14 protein-coding genes and 1 pseudogene are annotated in these 18,269 nt (G+C 60.9%); 7 read left to right on the top strand and 8 right to left on the bottom strand.

What is annotated here, in order from left to right; translation table 11 throughout:
- Positions 1 to 52: 52 nt before the first annotated feature.
- Both oadA and AB4N48_RS24670 read right to left on the bottom strand, forming a co-directional pair.
- Positions 53 to 1,861: a sodium-extruding oxaloacetate decarboxylase subunit alpha gene (oadA, locus tag AB4N48_RS24675; RefSeq protein WP_252877141.1), complete on the bottom strand. Its 1,809-nt coding sequence runs from the start codon at positions 1,859 to 1,861 to the stop codon at positions 53 to 55.
- Positions 1,862 to 1,872: 11 nt separating this feature from the next.
- On the bottom strand, positions 1,873 to 3,288 hold the full coding sequence (locus AB4N48_RS24670) for an acetyl-CoA carboxylase biotin carboxylase subunit (protein ID WP_460094461.1): 1,416 nt from the start codon (positions 3,286 to 3,288) through the stop codon (positions 1,873 to 1,875).
- Between the two features lie 190 nt (positions 3,289 to 3,478).
- Here AB4N48_RS24670 and AB4N48_RS24665 point away from each other — a divergent pair, with 190 nt between their 5' ends.
- Complete coding sequence (locus AB4N48_RS24665) at positions 3,479 to 4,441, top strand: LysR family transcriptional regulator (RefSeq protein WP_122612790.1); 963 nt, start codon at positions 3,479 to 3,481, stop codon at positions 4,439 to 4,441.
- Here the strand turns inward: AB4N48_RS24665 and AB4N48_RS24660 are convergent.
- From AB4N48_RS24660 to AB4N48_RS24650, 3 genes are all read right to left on the bottom strand, one after another.
- On the bottom strand, positions 4,383 to 4,586 hold the full coding sequence (locus AB4N48_RS24660) for a PA3496 family putative envelope integrity protein (RefSeq protein WP_081932351.1): 204 nt from the start codon (positions 4,584 to 4,586) through the stop codon (positions 4,383 to 4,385). The genes AB4N48_RS24665 and AB4N48_RS24660 overlap by 59 nt on opposite strands.
- Before the next feature lie 233 nt (positions 4,587 to 4,819).
- Positions 4,820 to 5,686, bottom strand: a complete 867-nt coding sequence (gene hexR, locus AB4N48_RS24655) for a transcriptional regulator HexR (RefSeq protein ID WP_007962240.1) — start codon at positions 5,684 to 5,686, stop codon at positions 4,820 to 4,822.
- Positions 5,687 to 5,813: 127 nt separating this feature from the next.
- Positions 5,814 to 8,687, bottom strand: a complete 2,874-nt coding sequence (locus AB4N48_RS24650; RefSeq protein WP_460094459.1) for a putative bifunctional diguanylate cyclase/phosphodiesterase — start codon at positions 8,685 to 8,687, stop codon at positions 5,814 to 5,816.
- Positions 8,688 to 8,943: 256 nt separating this feature from the next.
- Here AB4N48_RS24650 and uvrD point away from each other — a divergent pair, with 256 nt between their 5' ends.
- The 3 genes from uvrD to AB4N48_RS24635 all read left to right on the top strand — a co-directional run bounded on the left by uvrD (position 8,944) and on the right by AB4N48_RS24635 (position 12,846).
- The gene (gene uvrD, locus AB4N48_RS24645; protein ID WP_460094458.1) at positions 8,944 to 11,127 is read left to right on the top strand and encodes a DNA helicase II; all 2,184 of its coding nucleotides are present in this window, start codon (positions 8,944 to 8,946) and stop codon (positions 11,125 to 11,127) included.
- A gap of 300 nt (positions 11,128 to 11,427) precedes the next feature.
- Positions 11,428 to 12,303 carry a Tim44 domain-containing protein gene (locus AB4N48_RS24640; protein ID WP_016772449.1) on the top strand — a complete coding sequence of 292 codons (876 nt, stop codon included), beginning with the start codon at positions 11,428 to 11,430 and terminating at the stop codon, positions 12,301 to 12,303.
- 135 nt (positions 12,304 to 12,438) lie between these two features.
- Entirely contained in the window at positions 12,439 to 12,846 is a 408-nt protein-coding gene (locus AB4N48_RS24635) for an SMI1/KNR4 family protein (protein WP_056790981.1), read from the top strand.
- Between the two features lie 21 nt (positions 12,847 to 12,867).
- On the opposite strand, the gene AB4N48_RS24630 is transcribed toward AB4N48_RS24635, so the two are convergent.
- Positions 12,868 to 14,631 carry a cation:proton antiporter gene (locus tag AB4N48_RS24630; RefSeq protein ID WP_095181199.1) on the bottom strand — a complete coding sequence of 588 codons (1,764 nt, stop codon included), beginning with the start codon at positions 14,629 to 14,631 and terminating at the stop codon, positions 12,868 to 12,870.
- Positions 14,632 to 14,909: 278 nt separating this feature from the next.
- Between AB4N48_RS24630 and AB4N48_RS24625 the strand changes: the two genes are divergently transcribed.
- On the top strand, positions 14,910 to 15,392 hold the full coding sequence (locus AB4N48_RS24625) for an acyl-CoA thioesterase (protein ID WP_016772447.1): 483 nt from the start codon (positions 14,910 to 14,912) through the stop codon (positions 15,390 to 15,392).
- A 105-nt stretch (positions 15,393 to 15,497) separates the two neighbouring features.
- Here the strand turns inward: AB4N48_RS24625 and pdxY are convergent, their stop codons facing one another.
- Entirely contained in the window at positions 15,498 to 16,370 is an 873-nt protein-coding gene (pdxY, locus tag AB4N48_RS24620) for a pyridoxal kinase PdxY (protein ID WP_041476573.1), read from the bottom strand.
- 117 nt (positions 16,371 to 16,487) lie between these two features.
- On the opposite strand from pdxY, the gene AB4N48_RS24615 reads away from it, so the two are divergent.
- Positions 16,488 to 16,901: a DUF3301 domain-containing protein gene (locus tag AB4N48_RS24615; protein WP_038861179.1), complete on the top strand. Its 414-nt coding sequence runs from the start codon at positions 16,488 to 16,490 to the stop codon at positions 16,899 to 16,901.
- 6 nt (positions 16,902 to 16,907) lie between these two features.
- Here the strand turns inward: AB4N48_RS24615 and AB4N48_RS24610 are convergent.
- A pseudogene (locus tag AB4N48_RS24610) lies at positions 16,908 to 17,871 on the bottom strand (CobW family GTP-binding protein).
- A gap of 40 nt (positions 17,872 to 17,911) precedes the next feature.
- Between AB4N48_RS24610 and AB4N48_RS24605 the strand changes: the two are divergent.
- Entirely contained in the window at positions 17,912 to 18,268 is a 357-nt protein-coding gene (locus AB4N48_RS24605) for an NADH:ubiquinone oxidoreductase (protein ID WP_150637215.1), read from the top strand.
- Position 18,269: the final 1 nt, after the last annotated feature.

Genomic DNA, 18,269 nt, shown 5'->3' with positions numbered 1-18,269 from the left:
AGGGGAGCACATGCCCCCCCGAGGTTTAAAGCATTGGATCGCGACTGTTATCTCAGCCTTCGATCTCGATGAGGATTTCGCCCGGGTTGACCCGGTCGCCCTTGGCCACATGAATCGCCGTGACCTTGCCGCCGATGGCAGCCTGGACTTCGGTCTCCATCTTCATCGCTTCGGTGATCAGTACCGCCTGGCCTGCCTTGACGGTATCGCCCTCCTTGACCAGCACATCGACGATGTTGCCCGGCATGGTGGTGCTGACATGGCCCGGTGCCGAGGCCTGTTTGCGTTTGCTGCTGCCACCACCGACAAATTCGTTGAGCGGTTCGAACACCACTTCTTCCGGCATGCCGTCGATGGACAGATAGAAGTGGCGCTTGCCCTCGGCCTTGACGCCGACACCAGTGATGTCGACGCGGTAGGTTTCGCCGTGCACATCGATGACAAACTCGGTCGGCACACCTTCGCCGCTCGCCGAGGCAACGGCGCCCGCTTCCGGGATCGGCAAAAGCACTTCCGGCGTAAGAGTGCCGGCGGCGCGTTCTTCAAGGAACTTGCGGCCGATGTCCGGGAACATGGCGAAGGTCAGTACGTCTTCTTCGGATTTGGCCAGTGCGCCGATATCGGCACGCAGCTTGGTCATTTCCGGTTTGAGCAGATCGGCCGGGCGCACGTCGATGACGTCTTCGCTGCCGATCGCCTGACGCCGCAGCTTTTCATTGACCACGCCCGGTGCCTTGCCGTAGCCGCCCTGCAGATACAGCTTCACTTCGTTGGTGATGGTCTTGTAGCGCTCGCCGGCCAGTACGTTGAAGAACGCCTGGGTGCCGACGATCTGCGAAGTCGGGGTCACCAGCGGCGGGAAGCCGAGGTCTTCACGTACGCGCGGGATTTCTGCGAGCACTTCGCCCATGCGATTCAGAGCGCCCTGCTCTTTCAACTGGTTGGCGAGGTTGGAGATCATCCCGCCCGGTACCTGGTTGACCTGCACACGGGTATCGACGGCGGTGAATTCGCTTTCGAACTGGTGGTACTTCTTGCGTACGGCATAGAAGTACAGGCCGATTTCCTGGAGCAGCTCCAGATTCAGGCCGGTGTCGTACTCGGTGCCCTTGAGCGCGGCAACCATTGATTCGGTGCCCGGGTGGCTGGTGCCCGAGGCGAAGCTGGAGATCGCGGTGTCGATGTGATCGGCGCCGTTTTCGATCGCCTTGAGCTGGCACATGGCGGCCAGGCCGGCGGTGTCGTGGGAGTGGATGAACACCGGCAACGACTGCTCGGCTTTCAGAGCACGCACCAGTTCACCAGTGGCATACGGGGTCAGCAGACCGGCCATGTCCTTGATCGCTACCGAGTCGCAGCCCATGGATTCCATTTGCTTGGCCTGGGTGACGAAAGCGTCGATGGTGTGCACCGGGCTGGTGGTGTAGGCGATGGTGCCCTGTGCGTGTTTACCGGCAGCCTTCACCGCTTCGATGGCCACCCTCAGGTTACGCACATCGTTCATCGCATCGAAAATGCGGAACACGTCGATGCCGTTCACCGCTGCTTTGGCGACGAAAGCTTTGACCACGTCATCGCTGTAGTGGCGATAGCCGAGCAGATTCTGCCCGCGCAGGAGCATTTGCAGGCGGGTATTGGGCAGCGCCGCACGCAGTTGGCGCAGGCGCTCCCATGGGTCTTCCTTGAGAAAGCGCACGCAGGCGTCGAACGTCGCGCCGCCCCAGCATTCCAGCGACCAGTAGCCGACCTTGTCGAGCTTGTCGCAGATCGGCAGCATGTCTTCGGTGCGCATGCGGGTGGCGAGCAGCGATTGGTGAGCGTCGCGCAGGATGGTGTCTGTTACGAAGATTTTCTTGCTCATTCTTGTATTCCTCACAGGCCTGCGTGGGCGGCGATGGCGGCGGCGATGGCCAGGGCCAGCTCTTCGGGTTTGCGCTTGATCGAGTAGTTGGTCAGTTCCGGGTGGCTTTCAACGAAGCTGGTGTTGAACTGGCCGCTACGGAATTCCGGGTTGCGCAGGATTTCCTGGTAGTAGGCGGCGGTGGTCTTCACGCCCTGCAGACGCATGTCGTCCAGCGCCCGCAGACCACGGTCCATCGCCTCTTCCCAGGTCAGCGCCCAGACCACCAGTTTCAGGCACATCGAGTCGTAGAACGGCGGAATGGTGTAGCCGGTGTAGATCGCCGTGTCGGTGCGCACGCCCGGGCCGCCGGGGGCGTAGTAACGGGTAATTTTGCCGAAGCTCGGCAGGAAGTTGTTCTTCGGGTCTTCGGCGTTGATACGGAACTGCAACGCAAAGCCACGGTGCTGAATGTCTTCCTGCTTCACCGATAGCGGCAGGCCGGAAGCGATGCGAATCTGTTCGCGGACGATGTCGATGCCGGTGATTTCTTCGGTGATGGTGTGTTCCACCTGCACCCGCGTGTTCATTTCCATGAAGTACACCTCGCCCTCGGCGAGCAGGAACTCCACGGTGCCGGCGTTCTCGTAGCCCACAGCCTTGGCTGCACGTACCGACAGGTCGCCGATGTAGGCGCGCTGTTCCGGGGTCAGCTGCGGGCTCGGCGCGATCTCGATCAGCTTCTGGTTGCGGCGCTGGATCGAGCAGTCACGCTCGAACAGGTGCACGACATTGCCGAAGCTGTCGCCAAGGATCTGCGCTTCGATGTGCTTGGGATTGACGATGCATTTTTCCAGGAACACTTCCGCCGAACCGAACGCCTTGGTGGCTTCTGATATGACCCGGGGGAAGTTCTGTTCGAGTTCTTCGCGGCTGTTGCAGCGACGGATACCGCGCCCGCCACCACCGGAGGTGGCCTTGAGCATTACCGGATAACCGATGCGGTCGCCTTCGACCAAGGCTTCTTCGATGCCGGAGACGTTGCCTTCGGTACCGGGCGTCACCGGTACGCCGGCCTTGATCATGCTGCGCCGCGCTTCGGTCTTGTCGCCCATGCGCCGGATGACTTCCGCCGACGGGCCGATGAATTTGATACCGCGCTCAGCGCAGATTTCCGCCAGCTCGGCGTTTTCCGAAAGGAAGCCGTAGCCGGGGTGCAGCGCATCGCAGCCGGTTTCCACCGCCAGGTTCACCAGCTTGCGCGGGTTCAGATAGCCGGCCAGTGGCTCGGCACCCACGCTGTAGGCCTCGTCCGCACGCTTCACATGCAAGGCATGGCGATCGGCGTCGGAGAAAATCGCAACCGAGCGAATGCCCATTTCGGCGCAGGCTCGTACGATGCGTACGGCAATCTCACCACGGTTGGCGATCAGGATCTTTTTTATCACTTGGAGGTTCCCTTGAGCCGGTGGCACCACGACCTGCTAGACCCAGGTCGACGCGTGACCAAATGTTTCAATTCAGTCGCAGGTCCACACTAGCGCTGCTGAGGGATTAACAAAAATGAATAAAAATTGGGTCAGGCATAAGTAAACACTTATAGTCGCAACATCCGTGTGCCGTGAGAGCCTGAATAAAATGCGTAAGTCATTGATGCGTATGACATTGCGTCAGTTGCAGATCTTCAATGAGGTGTGTGATTTACGTTCCTACAGCCGCGCTGCTGAGGAAATGTCCCTCACACAACCGGCCGTGAGCCTACAGATTCGTCAGCTTGAAGAGCTGATCGGTCAGCCGCTGTTCGACTATGTCGGCAAAAAACTCTACATGACCGAGGCGGCGGAAGCGCTCCAACGTGCCAGTCGCGACATTTTCGGGCGGCTGGAAAACCTCGATATGCAACTGTCGGACATGCAGGGTTCGCTGCAGGGTCAGCTAAAACTGGCAGTGGAATCGAGCGCCAAATATTTCGTGCCGCATCTGTTTGCCGCGTTCAAGCGCCAGCATCCGGAAGTCAACTTGCAGCTGACCGTGGTCAACCGTGGCCAGGTCATCCGCCGCCTCTCGGACAACCGCGATGATCTGGTGATCATGTCGATGGTGCCGCAGGACATGGGCCTGGAATTCCTGCCGTTCCTCAACAATCCGATTGTCGCTGTGGCGCGTCCGGATCACCCGCTGGCGCACATGGGCCCGCTGCGCTTGCAGGATCTGGAGCCGTATACGCTGCTGATCCGCGAGCCGGGTTCTGGCACGCGTCTGGCCTGTGAGGAATACTTCAAGGAAAAGCGCGTGCATTTCACCCAGACCCAGGAAGTAGCGTCCGCCGAAGCCCAGCGCGAATGCGTGGTGGCGGGTCTGGGCCTGGCGCTGTTGACGCGCCACGCCCTGAACCTGGAGCTGGCGACCGGCGGCCTGGTCGAGCTGCCGGTCGAAGAGTTGCCGCTGCTGCGCAGCTGGTGTCTGGTGCAGGCCAAAGCCAAGCGGCTGTCACCGGTGGCGCACGCCTTCCTGGCGTTCATCCGCAGCGAGCGGGCGCAGATTATTGCGTTGGTTGAGCGTTTCGACGGGAAGCTGCGGGCGTCGCCTGCCAGTGCGTGATCTCGGGAAAATCGCCGATCTCGGCCTGAAGCTGGCGAAGTTCGAAGCGATCTTCGATTGCGCGGCGAAATTCCATGCGGCGCTGATCTTCCTGCTGACGACGGGTTTTCGCGGCGCTGTTGCGTTCTTCGTAGGGCTGAGCCATTTCGAGTCTCCCAGGGCGAGTACGGGAGTTTCACGATAGGCGTGGGGGATGACGATTTGGCTGCGCGGGGATGACAATGTGATGAAATGTGCGCAGGAATGTGATTTTTTGGAGGGCGCTTTCGCGAGCAGGCTCGCTCCCACATCTGATCCCGTTATGACCCAGAATTTATGTTCTCAGGAGATCCCCTGTGGGAGCGAGCCTGCTCGCGAACAAGGTCGGAACGACCTTGCTCAGTCATCCAGCGCTTTCACGGCTTTTGGAGACAAACGCAAACTGCGCAGACTGCGCTTGACGCTCTTGAGGTGATTGACCAGGCTCGGCCCGCGCGCCATGGCCACGCCCATCGCCAGCACGTCGATCACGACCAGGTGGGCGATTCGCGAGGTCAGCGGCGTGTAGATCTCGGTGTCTTCATGCACATCGATCGCCAGATTGACGGTCGACAGTTCGGCCAACGGCGTCTGGCTCGGGCACAGGGTGATCAGCGATGCCCCGCTCTCGCGAACGAGGTTAGCGGTGATCAGCAAATCCTTGGAGCGCCCTGACTGGGAAATACAGATCGCCACATCGGTAGGCTTCAGCGTCACAGCCGACATCGCCTGCATGTGCGGATCGGAATACGCCGCTGCGGTCAGCAACAAACGGAAGAACTTGTGCTGTGCATCCGCGGCCACCGCACCGGAAGCACCGAAGCCATAGAACTCGACACGCTGCGCCTGGGACATCAGCGTCACCGCGCGCTGTAACTCCACCGGGTCGAGCTTCTCGCGCACTTCCATCAGGGTGTGCAGCGTGGTGTCGAAAATCTTCAGGCTGTAGTCGGCGACGGAGTCATCTTCGTGGATCGCGAACTGGCCGAAGCTGGCGCCGGCGGCCAGGCTTTGCGCCAGTTTCAGCTTGAGATCCTGAAAGCCGGAACAACCGATGGCGCGGCAGAAGCGCACGATGGTCGGCTCGCTGATGCCGACGCTGTGAGCCAGGTCGGCCATGGAGCTGTGCATCACTGCCGCAGGGTCAAGCAGCACGTGGTCGGCGACCTTGAGCTCCGACTTGCGTAACAGGTGACGTGACTGGGCGATGTGTTGCAGCAGATTCAAGGGGCTGGACTCTTCTTGTGGGCAAGGATGTAGCAAGCTTGTAGTTATACTACATGAATGGGCATTTTGCCTGCTCAATGCGTAACTCGATGTCCCGGCATCAGGCGCGCTGAGGTGCATGTAGCCCTTACTGCGGATTTGCCTGATCACGCAGAAGCCCGGCCAGACGGGCAGCGTCCACCGGCCGGCTGATCAGATAACCTTGCACTTCGTCGCAGCGTTCGGCGCGCAGAAATGCCAGCTGATCCTCACGCTCGACACCCTCGGCGACGACTTTGAGGGCCAGTCCGTGGGCCATGGCGATGATCGCGCGAGTGATCGCCGCGTCCGCACTGCCCTCGCTCAAGCCGCGAATGAACGCCTGATCAATCTTCACGTAATCCACCGGAATGCGCTTGAGGTAACTCAACGACGAATACCCGGTACCGAAATCATCGATCGCCAGTTTCACTCCCAGATCGCGCAGTTGCTGGAACGTGGCAATGATGTGTTCGACGCTGTCGAGCAAATGACTTTCGGTCAGCTCCAGCTCGAGGTAGTGCGGCGCCAGCCCGGTTTCTTCCAGCACTTGCCGGACCAGACTGACCAGTTTGCCCTGGCGCAGCTGATGCACCGACAGGTTCACCGACACGCGGATCGGCGCCAGGCCCTGCCGTTGCCATTCGCACGCCTGCCAGCACGCCTGACGCAAAACGAATTCGCCGATCGGCCCGATCAGACCGGTCTCTTCGGCCAGGCCAATGAAATCCGCCGGCGGCACCTGGCCCATGCTCGGATGATCCCAGCGCACCAGCGCTTCAGCGGCATTCATGCGGCCGGTTTGCAGGCACAGTTTCGGTTGGTAGAACACTGTCAGTTGCTGTTCTTCAATGGCTCGGCGCAAGTGGTTTTCCAGCTGCAAGCGTTCGAGTGTGCTGGCTTGCAGGCTGTCGGTGAAGAACTGGAAATTGTTGCCGCCCAGATGTTTGGCATGCTGCATGGCCATGTTCGACTGGCTGACCAGCGCGGAAATCTCCCGCGCGTTGTCCGGCAACAGGCTGATGCCCATTGAAGCGCTGACCACCAGTTCATGCCCGTCGACGCTCAGCGGCAAACGCAGCTTGGCCGACAACCGCGTCGCCACCCGCGCCAGGCTCGACAGATTGCCGTAGGCATCGAATAGCACGGCAAACTCGTCTCCGGACAAGCGCGCAATGGTGTCGGCCTCAGGCAAGGCATTGACCAGCCGCCGCGCCATTTTTTGCAGCAGCTGATCGGCGACTTCATGGCCGAGGCTGTCATTGAGCAATTTGAAGCGATCCAGATTGATGTGCAGCAATGCGAGACTGCGGCGCCCGCCCTGCCGCACCCGCTGATGGGCTTCGTGCAGGCGTTCGCGGAACAGTGAACGGTTGGCCAGGCCGGTGAGCTCATCGTAATGGGTCAGATAACGCAGGCGTTCTTCCGACGCACGCCGTGCCGAGAGATCGGCGAAGAAGCCGACAATATGGCTGACATTGCCCCGGCTGTCGCGCACCGCGTTGAGCTGCAGCCACTGCGGATACAATTCGCCGTTCTTGCGGGTTTCCACGAGTTCACCCTGCCAACTGCCGTGCTGCTCCAGTGCATACCGGATCGCCACATAGTGGCGATGGGCATCGCGGCTGCAGGGCAACTCGACGACGTTGCGCCCGAGCATGTCGTCGATCTCGTAACCGGTGACCCGGCTGAACGCCTGGTTGATCGCAATCAGCGCGTAGTTCGGGTCGAGAATCACGATGCCTTCGCTGGCCGCTTCGAACACCGTGGCCGCCAGCCGCTGCTGCTCTTCGAGGCTTTTGCTGGCGCTGATATCGCGGCGAGTACCGACCATGCGGATCACCCGGCCGCTGGCGCTGCGCTCTACGGCGCGGCCACGGTCCTCGATCCACACCCAGTGGCCGTCGCCGTGGCGCAGGCGATACTCAACCTGATAATCCTCGGTGCGCCCCTTCAGATGCTCGACCAGGGCGAACTTGAGTGACGGCACATCCTCAGGGTGCAGTCGTGGCTTGAGGTCGCGCAGCAGCGCGGTGACGTATTCCGGGGCGAGGCCGAACAGTTCCTGAATCTGTGTGTGGTGGACTTCGTCGGTCTGCAGGTTCCAGTCCCACAATCCGAGCTCACTGGCCTTGAGCGCCAGCGCCAGGCGCGCTTCGCTTTTGCTCAGGGCCTGATTGGCGGCATCCAGTTCGCGGCTGCGCTGGGCCACGCGATCTTCCAGATCGACCTGCGCTTCACGCAATTGCGCCTCGGCACAGCGGCGCTGTTCGATCTCTTTGCCAAGCTCCTGATTGAGTTGTTCGCTGCGCGTCTGCGCTTGCTGCAAATGCTCGATCAGATGCTGATTCTGGAAGCGCCGAAGCAATCCACGGTCGATCAGCCGATTGACCTGCCATGCCACCACACTCAGCGAACCGAGCAGGATCAGACCCAGCCAGCCCCAGCCCCGCGCCTGATCGTCGCCGCCCCAGAACAGGTAGCCGATCGCTGGCAGCAGGCACGGCAAGGTAAACGAGAGGAACGCCGGCAGGCTCACCGCGTAGGCGACGCTGGCGGACAGCGTTGCCGCGCCGATCAGGCCGAACACCCAGGCTTGCTGCATGAAGTTGTCAGCGGGCACCAGAGCGATGCCGGCTCCGGCCAGCGTCAGGCCGGTCATGGTCGAACCGAGCAGGAACATGCGGAACCAGATTGGCCGGGCCTGACGATCGGGAATCGCCGAATCGAACGCGGCCACCTGAATCACCCGCAGCGCGACCAGCGACAGCAGCCACACCAGCCAGACGCTGACCACGAAGTAGCGCTGCGGGCTCCAGAGCAAAGCGGCGCAGACCAGACCATTGATCAACATGAACAGCGTGGGCAACAACGAGCCCTGATACAGCAGACGCGTGCGCTCCACCGCCATTTCGACGGCATAGTGCTTGCGGATCACCCGGGGGTCCACGGAGGGCCCCGACAGTTCGGCGCTGAGGATCATGGGCAACGTTCTTGTTCTTATAGGAGGGCGTGCGCCCGAAACGTGGACGGAGCATACACAAGCCGATCCCGATGCCAAACTGCTGCCGATCACAATTGCGGGGAAATTTTCCGCCGCTTGCGCACCGCTGCAACCCCTCAGGCGAGACGGGCCGAAGCCTGCAGCCAGTGACCGACCGGTCGTCATCGGCAGCACTTTCATCGGCTAATGCAACGCACGGTTTGCCCGGGCCTGCGGCGCACCCTAGAATGCCCCGATGCGCGATGATCTCTCCCTTCTGCTGAACTCCCTCAACGATGCCCAACGCCAGGCCGTAGCAGCCCCCGTTGGCCGTCAGTTGGTCCTGGCCGGCGCCGGTTCCGGTAAAACCCGAGTGCTGGTGCACCGTATCGCCTGGTTGATCCAGGTCGAAAACGCCTCGCCTCACTCCATCCTGTCGGTGACCTTCACCAACAAGGCCGCTGCCGAGATGCGCCATCGCATCGAGCAGTTGCTGGGCATCAACCCGGCCGGCATGTGGGTCGGCACCTTCCACGGCCTCGCGCACCGCTTGCTGCGGGCGCACTGGCAGGAAGCGGGCCTGAGCCAGACCTTCCAGATTCTCGACAGCGATGACCAGCAACGGCTGGTCAAGCGGGTGATCCGCGAGCTCGGTCTGGACGAGCAACGCTGGCCGGCGCGTCAGGCGCAGTGGTTCATCAACGGCCAGAAAGACGAAGGTCTGCGGCCGCAACACATTCAGGCCAGCGGCGACCTGTTCCTCGCCACCATGCGCGGCATCTACGAAGCCTACGAGGCAGCGTGCCTGCGGGCTGGCGTGATCGACTTCTCCGAACTGCTGCTGCGCGCGCTCGATCTGTGGCGCGATCACCCGGGCCTGCTGGCGCACTACCAAAAGCGCTTCCGCCATATTCTGGTCGACGAATTCCAGGACACCAACGCCGTGCAGTACGCCTGGTTGCGCCTGCTCGGCAAGGGCGGCGACAGCCTGATGGTGGTCGGCGACGACGACCAGTCGATTTACGGCTGGCGCGGGGCGAAGATCGAGAACATCCATCAGTACTCTTCGGACTTCCCGGACTCCGAAACGATTCGTCTGGAACAGAATTACCGCTCCACCGCCGGTATCCTCAAAGCCGCCAACGCGCTGATCGCCAACAACACCGGGCGTCTTGGTAAAGAGCTGTGGACCGACGGTGGCGATGGCGAAGCGATCAACCTGTACGCCGCGTTCAACGAGCATGACGAAGCGCGCTACGTGGTAGAAACCATCGAAAGCGCGCTGAAAACCGGTCTGGCCCGTAGCGATATCGCGATTCTGTACCGCTCCAACGCCCAGTCGCGGGTGCTCGAAGAAGCCCTGCTGCGCGAGCGCATCCCGTACCGCATCTATGGCGGGCAGCGCTTCTTCGAACGCGCGGAAATCAAGAACGCCATGGCCTACCTGCGCTTGCTCGAAGGTCGTGGCAACGACGCGGCGCTGGAGCGAGTGATCAATGTACCGGCGCGGGGCATCGGCGAGAAAACCGTCGAAGCGATCCGCGAGCATGCGCGACACAGCGACGTGTCGATGTGGGAAGCGATGCGCCAACTGGTGGCGAACAAAGGCCTGACCGGGCGCGCCGCGAGTGCGCTCGGTGCGTTTATCGAACTGATCGAGAACCTCGCCGCCAAGTGCGCCGAGATGCCGCTGCACCTGATGACGCAAACCGTCATCGAGCAATCCGGCCTGATCGCTTATCACGAAGCGGAAAAAGGCGAAAAAGGCCAGGCGCGGGTGGAAAACCTTGAGGAACTGGTCAGCGCCGCACGTAACTTCGAGAACACCGAAGAGGACGAAGAACTCACGCCACTGGCGGCATTCCTCGGCCACGCATCGCTGGAGGCCGGCGATACTCAGGCCGACGAGCACGAAGACAGTGTGCAACTGATGACCCTGCACAGCGCCAAAGGTCTGGAATTCCTTTACGTGTTCCTCGTGGGCATGGAAGAAGGCCTGTTCCCGCACAAGATGAGCCTGGAAGAACCGGGTCGTCTCGAGGAAGAACGGCGCCTGGCTTACGTCGGTATCACCCGGGCGATGCAGAATCTGGTCATGACCTACGCGGAAACCCGGCGCCTGTACGGCAGCGAAACCTATAACAAGGTATCGCGTTTCGTCCGCGAGGTGCCCAAAGGCCTGATCCAGGAAGTGCGCCTGTCCAATAGCGTCAGCCGACCGTTCGGCGGCAACCAGTCGATGAGCGGCAGCAGCCTGTTCAGCGGCAGCGAGATTCCGGAAACCGGTTTTGTGCTCGGTCAGGCCGTACGTCACTCGATCTTCGGCGAGGGCGTGATCCTCAACTTCGAAGGCTCCGGCGCCCAGGCCCGGGTACAGGTGAATTTCAGCGAAGGCAGCAAGTGGCTGATGCTCGGCTATGCCAAGCTGGAAGCGATCTAATCACCGGCACTGAACCCATGTGGGAGCGAGCCTGCTCGCGAAAGCGCTGTGTCATCAAGCAATCATTTGCCTGACACGACACCTTCGCGAGCAGGCTCGCTCCCACAGGTTATGCGACGCAAGTGCATCAATCCCTCTGAACCTATCGCCTTTTCCTACAGACAAAAGTACATCGGCTGATTGCCTCGCCAAGCTGAACGCAACCTGTCAGGCAAAAGCCCGAAACACTCTCTCGCTAGCCAGTAACACTTCAGCTGTGCAACATGGCGCGCGTGTCTCCACAAAACGGGAATACCCTTTATGAAACGTTTTCTTAGCATCGCCATGGCGTTGTGCATCGGCCTGACGATGAGCCTCGACGCCAACGCCAAGCGCTTTGGTGGTGGCAAAAGCGCCGGCGCTGCGCCGACGCACCAGACCAGCCAGATGGCTCCCTCTTCTCCAGGCGTGGGCGGCGCAGCAGCGACCGCTGGCGCTGCCGGTGCTGCTGGCGCCGCGGCCAAGGCCGGCGGTGCTTCGCGCTGGCTCGGCCCATTGGCGGGCATCGCCGCCGGTGGCCTGCTCGCGTCGATGTTCATGGGCGACGGTTTCCAGGGCATGCAGATCTTCGACATCCTGATCATGGCCCTGATCGCGTTCGTGATCTTCCGCTTCATCGCCGCCCGTCGTCGCAAGCAGCAGGAGCAATTCGCTCCGGCCGGCGCGCCGATGCAGCGTGAAGTGTTCGAGCAGAAGCCTGCCGCCATGGGTTCGATCTTCGGTGGTTCGGCTGCTCCGGCTGCCGCCCGTCCAGTGATCAACGCACCGGCCTGGTTCAACGAAGAGCGCTTCCTTGAAGCTGCGCGTAGCCACTTCCAGTCGCTGCAGCAGCACTGGGACGCCAACGAAATGGACAAGATCGCCGAGTTCGTGACCCCGCAAATGCTTGAGTTCCTCAAGCGTGAGCGTGCGGATCTGGGCGATGGCTTCCAGTCGACCTACATCGACAACCTGCAGGTGCAGCTGGACGGCGTCGACGATCGTGCCGACAAGACCATCGCCACCCTGACCTTCACCGGCGTGTCGAAAACCTCGCGTTTCGACCAGGGCGAAGTCTTCAGCGAAAGCTGGAACATGGAACGTCCGCAGGGCGACAACCAGCCTTGGCTGGTCGCCGGTATCCGCCAGAACGGCTGATCCCTGCTGCGCTTCACTTGCGGTAACAGAACCCCGGCCTCGGCCGGGGTTTTTCATTTCACGGTTGCATCTATGGCGAGCTACTGTATAAACCGGCCCATATAAACCGCGCCATTCAGCAAGAGGATCCCGGACGTGGAAGAAATCATCGAACAACTGCGCGAAGCCAACGAACCCGTACCGGTTCCTTTGGAATTGCCTGACGAAGACCTGCTGGTGGAAATCGAAGAACAACTGTTCATCGACATTCCGTTCGTCTTCAAAGAATTTTTGCTGACCGTCAGCGATGTGGTCTATGGCAGCCTCGAGCCGGTGACCGTCACTGATCCGCAATCGCGCACCTATCTGCCGGACGTGGCGGCCAATGCATGGGACGCGGGTGTTGATCGCAGCTTGATCCCGATCTGTCAGGACGGCGATGACTACTACTGTGTCGAAGAAGACGGCACCGTGGTGCTGTGGCAGGCCGAAGAAGAACTGATTGCTGAAGAAACCTGGGAATCGGTGTGGCACTGGGCGCGGGACGTCTGGCTGGAAAGCTGAGCCGCCAAACGCCCCTGTGGGTCAATGCCCCGACGATTCCTTATGGTTGTCGAGGGTTTCCAGCAAGGCCACCTGCATCCGCGTATGCACGCGGATGAACCAGCGCCAGAGCAGCGCCGCAACGGCGGCCGCGACGACGGCGATCAGCACCAGCAGCTTGTTGGTCGGCAGGATACTGGCCGACAAGGCTGCCAACAGCAGGAAAATCACCAGCAGCGAGAGAATCGGGATCACTTCGGCGATCACCCGGCGCACTCGCTGCGTGTGACGCCCGGCCATCTCCGGCTTGACGCCCATTTCCGCCAGCAGCATCGACAGCGCCTTGAGCTTGCGATAAGCCGCAATCAGGAACGGTAGCGAGACCAGCAACGCCCCGCCCCAGATCAGTGCCTTCTGCCAGCTCGGATCGCTGATCCAGTCCTGCAGCCACAACGACATGCGCTCGGCGAAGTATGCGCCGGCAAAGAAGATCGCAATCACCAGCGCCAGATTGACCCCGACCTGCAACAGGATCCGTCGGATCATCGACGCCAGTAGCGCGCCCTCACCTTGCGGCTGGATGCTGCGCAACCATTCGCCATACATGCCGAGTACACGCCCGAGACGCTTGGGCACGACTGCCGAGAGCTTGATCGACAACGGATCCGCCGCGCGGATCAGATACGGTGTCAGCAGTGTGGTGATCACCGACACGGCTACAGCGACCGGGTAGAGGAAGTTGCTGGTCACCTGCAAGGTCATGCCCAGCGCGGCGATGATGAAGGAAAATTCGCCGATCTGTGACAGACCCATGCCGACCCGCAGTGAGGTCCGTCCGTCGTTGCCAGCGATAAACGCACCGAGGCCGCAGGACAACATCTTGCCCAGCACCACGGCCACGGTGATCACCGCGATCGGCCAGGCGTATTCGATGAGAATCAGCGGGTCGAGCATCAAGCCGATGGCGACAAAAAAGATCGCACTGAACAAGTCGCGAACCGGCTCGACCAACTGCTCGATTTTCAACAACTGCTTCGACTCGGCCATGATCGCACCGATCAGGAAAGCCCCGAGAACCATGCTGTATTCGAGCTTGACCACCAGCAGACAGAAGCCGAAACACAGGCCGAGCACGGTGATCAGCAGCATCTCGTTGCTTTCGAATTTCGCCACATAAGCCAACAGACGCGGCACCAACAGAATGCCGATGACCAGCGCGACGATCATGAACAGCGACAGCTTGCCGACCGTGGAAAACACTTCCCCCGAGCTCACCGTGCCGCTGACGGCGATGCTCGACAGCAGCGCGATGATGCCGATGCCAAGGATGTCCTCCACAATCAGCACGCCGAAGATCAACTGCGCAAAGCGCTCGTTTTTCATCTTCAGATCATTCAGCGCTTTGACGATGATCGTGGTGGAGGAGATCGCCAGAATCGCGCCGAGGAACAACGAATCCATGGTGTTCCAGTCGAACCAGCGACCGATTTCGTAACCGATCCAGATCATCAGGATGATTTCGAGAAACGCGGCAATGAACGCCGTGGCGCCGACCTTGAACAGCTTGCGCAGGCTGAACTCCAGGCCAAGGCAGAACATGAGGAAGATCACCCCGAGTTCGGCCAGGGTCTTGATGGTTTCTTCGTCGTGAATCAGGCCGAACGGCGGCGTATGCGGGCCGATGATGAAGCCGGCGACGATGTAGCCGAGCACCACCGGTTGTTTGAAACGATGAAACAGTACGGTTACCACGCCCGCGACCAGCATGATCACTGCCAGATCCTGAATGAAACTGATGGCATGCATGGCGTGGGCTCCTTGATGACGAGGCGCGCGGACAGACGTCAGACGTTCTGCGCGAGCAGGGTAAAAATCCGCTTTTAATGTAGGAATTGCCCTTGGGCAGGGCTTTTGCAGGTTAACACCGCGACTTCGCTCTGGAAGCCGGTGCAATATATGGAAACAGATCGCTACCGGCGTGACGGCGGCCCGCCGCGCGGCGTCCCGATAACGGTGCTTCTTGAAAAGCCACCAGGTGCCCGCAGAGGCGCTTCCTGCAATCAGCCTTGATCCGTGAGAACGTTATGGAACCCGGAAACGCCCAGCTGTCGATGACGGTACTGATGACCCCCGACATGGCCAACTTCTCTGGCAATGTCCACGGCGGCACCCTGCTCAAATACCTCGACGAAGTGGCCTACGCCTGCGCCAGCCGTTATGCCGGGCGCTACGTGGTGACCCTGTCGGTGGATCAGGTGATTTTCCGCGAGCCGATTCATGTCGGCGAACTGGTGACGTTCCTCGCCTCGGTCAACTACACCGGCAACACGTCGATGGAAGTTGGCATCAAAGTGGTCACCGAAAACATCCGCGAACGCTCGGTGCGCCACACCAACAGCTGCTTCTTCACCATGGTCGCGGTGGATGATCAGCGCAAACCGGCCGCCGTGCCGCCGTTGCAACCGCAGAACAGCGAAGACAAACGCCGCTTCATGCAGGCGCAGCAGCGCCGGCAGATTCGTCAGGAGCTGGAGAAGCGTTATCAGGAGATCAAGGGCGACGCCTGAGACCAAAAAGCAAAAGATCGCAGCCTTCGGCAGCTCCTACATTTTGGAATGCAAACCCATGTAGGAGCTGCAGAAGGCTGCGATCTTTTTTGAACAACGACGAGATTACAGACTGATCGCGGTAGCCTCGAATTTCACCCGCGGATGCGCAATGCGATCCTGCGCCCGCACAAGTTGCAGCTCGTAACTGGCGCACGCCTGGGTTTCCAGCAACACCTCATGCACTGCCGCTGCGGTGAATTCGAATGCCGCCAACAGCGTGTCGCCCAGCAGTACCCGCGCCAGGAACAGGCCGGATGTCAGATCGCCCACCCCCACCGGCTGACGCGGAAACGCCAGCAAGGGACGGCGCAAATGCCAACTGCCCTCAGCCGTCACCAACAACATTTCGAAGCCATCCGCCGGTTTGCCCGGGTAATCCAGATGCTTGACCAGTACCGCTTTCGGTCCGCGCGCCAGCAGCGCCCGTGCCATCGCCAGGCAATCGAACAGCGACTGCGGCTTGCGCCCGGAAAAACTGTCCAGCTCCAACTGGTTCGGGCACATGATGTCCGCCACGGCAGCCGCTTCATCGAGAAGGAAATCGCTGACCTCGGTGGGCACGCTGCAGCCTTTCTCCGGATGGCCCATCACCGGATCACACAGATACAGCATCTTTGGATTGACCGCTTTGATCCGCGCCACACCGCTGAGAATCGCCCGGCCCTGCGCGGCGCTACCGAGATAGCCGGACAGCACCGCGTCGCAATTGCCCAGCTCGCCAATCGCAGCGATGCCTTCGATCAGCTCGGGAATCTGCTGCGGTGCCAGCACTTCACCGGCCCACTGACCATACTGGGTGTGGTTGGAGAACTGCACGGTGTTGAGCGGCCAGACATTGACCCCGACGCGCTGCATCGGAAAAACCGCAGCGCTGTTGCCGGCGTGGCCAAACACCACGTGGGACTGGATGGCGAGCAGATGAGGCGTACGTTTCATTCGGGTCATTCCGTAAAACGATTGAAATTCAAGCCGCGCAGTATGCGACGAAACACAGCCTGTACGACAGACCGGCGAGACAGTTAAGCTGACGCCATCTTTTGGAGTTCGATGTCGATGCTGACCCTGGAAAACATCTTCGTGCTGATGCTGTTCGCCGCCGCCGGTGCCTGGCTATGGCACAACCACGGCTTGCGCGAGCGCGCGCTGGAGCGGGTCAAACAGCATTGCACCAATGTTGGCGTCGAGCTGCTGGACGGTAACGTCGCGCTGAAAAAGATCGGGCTGATCAGGGATGCCAACGGTCGCAGGCGACTGGCACGGGTCTACAACTTCGAGTTCACCGTGACCGGAGAAAGCCGCCACAACGGCACCGTCACCCAGTTCGGCGCGCACAGTGCGCAGATTGAACTGGCACCCTACCCGGCGCCGTTCGACGACACGCCGCCGGTGGTCGAAGTCCACAAGCCTCGCGCAGAAGTCATCGAGCTGAGCCAGTGGCGCCAGGAACATACCAAGTGGAAGCCTTGAGCTGACTCACTGAATCCGACATTCCGCCAAATCGGCTTGCAGCTGTTCGATGTTCTGCGGTTCAGCGAAGATCAGCTCAATTCTTGAGTCTTTTCGCCATTCGCTGGCTTGCCAACTCAGCTGCGCATGCTCCAGCGCATTGCCCGAAACCCAGCCATCCGTACTGTGGATAACCAGTTTCGCCCGGTTCCAGTCGAGCGCACTCAGCCAATAGGCGATGCGTGCTTGATCAAATACCTGCTGCGGATGCCAGCGCCAACCGATGCTCCACCCCCTCCTGCGCCTGACTCAGGCAAATCGGTTCGGCCGGATCGCTCCAGACGGCTGGCAGCTGTGCCAATCCAGTAGGCTGCGGCAGACGACCTGCGCCTTCGTTTGCTTTTACTGCCAGCCCCGGAAGCTCGCTCAGAGGCAGTTGCGCTTGCTGCGTCCAGATCAGCCTGACGGGCGGCAACTGGCTGGCGATTCTGTCTCGAGCCGTTTCATCAAGATCTTCGGCCTTGTTCAACAGCAACAACCCCGCGCTGGCCAACGCTTGCTGCTGGGCGTCCGGCAAGTCCCTACCCGCGTGCAATGCCTGAGCGTCCAAAACCAGAACACAGGGCTGAACCGCCAGCACGCCCAGCCACGGCGCCTCGTTAAGTTGCTTGAGCAACTGCGCCGGATGGCCCAGCCCGGATGGCTCGATAAACAGTCGATCCGGCCTGGCCTTGCGCAGCAGGCGGCCGAGGCCGATCTGAAATGGCGCGCCATTGACGCAACACAGGCAGCCCCCGGCCACCTCACCCAGTGCGATACCATCGTCGTCGCGAGTGAGCAACGCGGCGTCCAGACCAATCTGGCCGAACTCGTTGATCAGTACCGCCCAGCGTTCGTCCGCAGGCCGTTGCGCCAGCAACTGGCGAATCAGGCTGGTCTTGCCGGCGCCCAACGGGCCGGCGATGACGTGGGTCGGAATGTTCTGCAACATGGCGGGTACTTTCTGCGGACAGTTATTGAGGAGATCGAAGATGCGCTGGTCGGGATGGTCGTTGCTGTTGGCGCTGCTGTCGAGTGAAGCGTGGGCTCAGGCCTGCGTGGTGCACACACAGGGCGAACGGCTCGACGTCAAAGTCTGTCAGCAGAACCGGACGATTCCGCAGAAATTGTTCAATGACGGCTTCTGCCAACCGACGCTGGCCGGGCAGAAGGTCGAGGTGCAATACGTCGACCAGTGCCCGAGCGCAGCTTTCGGCGTATGCAGCAACGCGCAAGTCGCCAATATGCCCTATCGCCAGGATATCCACTATTACGGCGTGGCCACCGATGCGGCGTATCTCAAGCCATATTGCGAAGGCCAGAGCCAGGGCGTCTGGCGCAAGCCCTGAT

Source organism: Pseudomonas sp. S2_C11 (assembly GCF_054668395.1).
The sequence above is the reverse complement of the archived record's forward strand: the minus strand, read 5'-3'. Positions and strand labels throughout refer to the sequence as shown.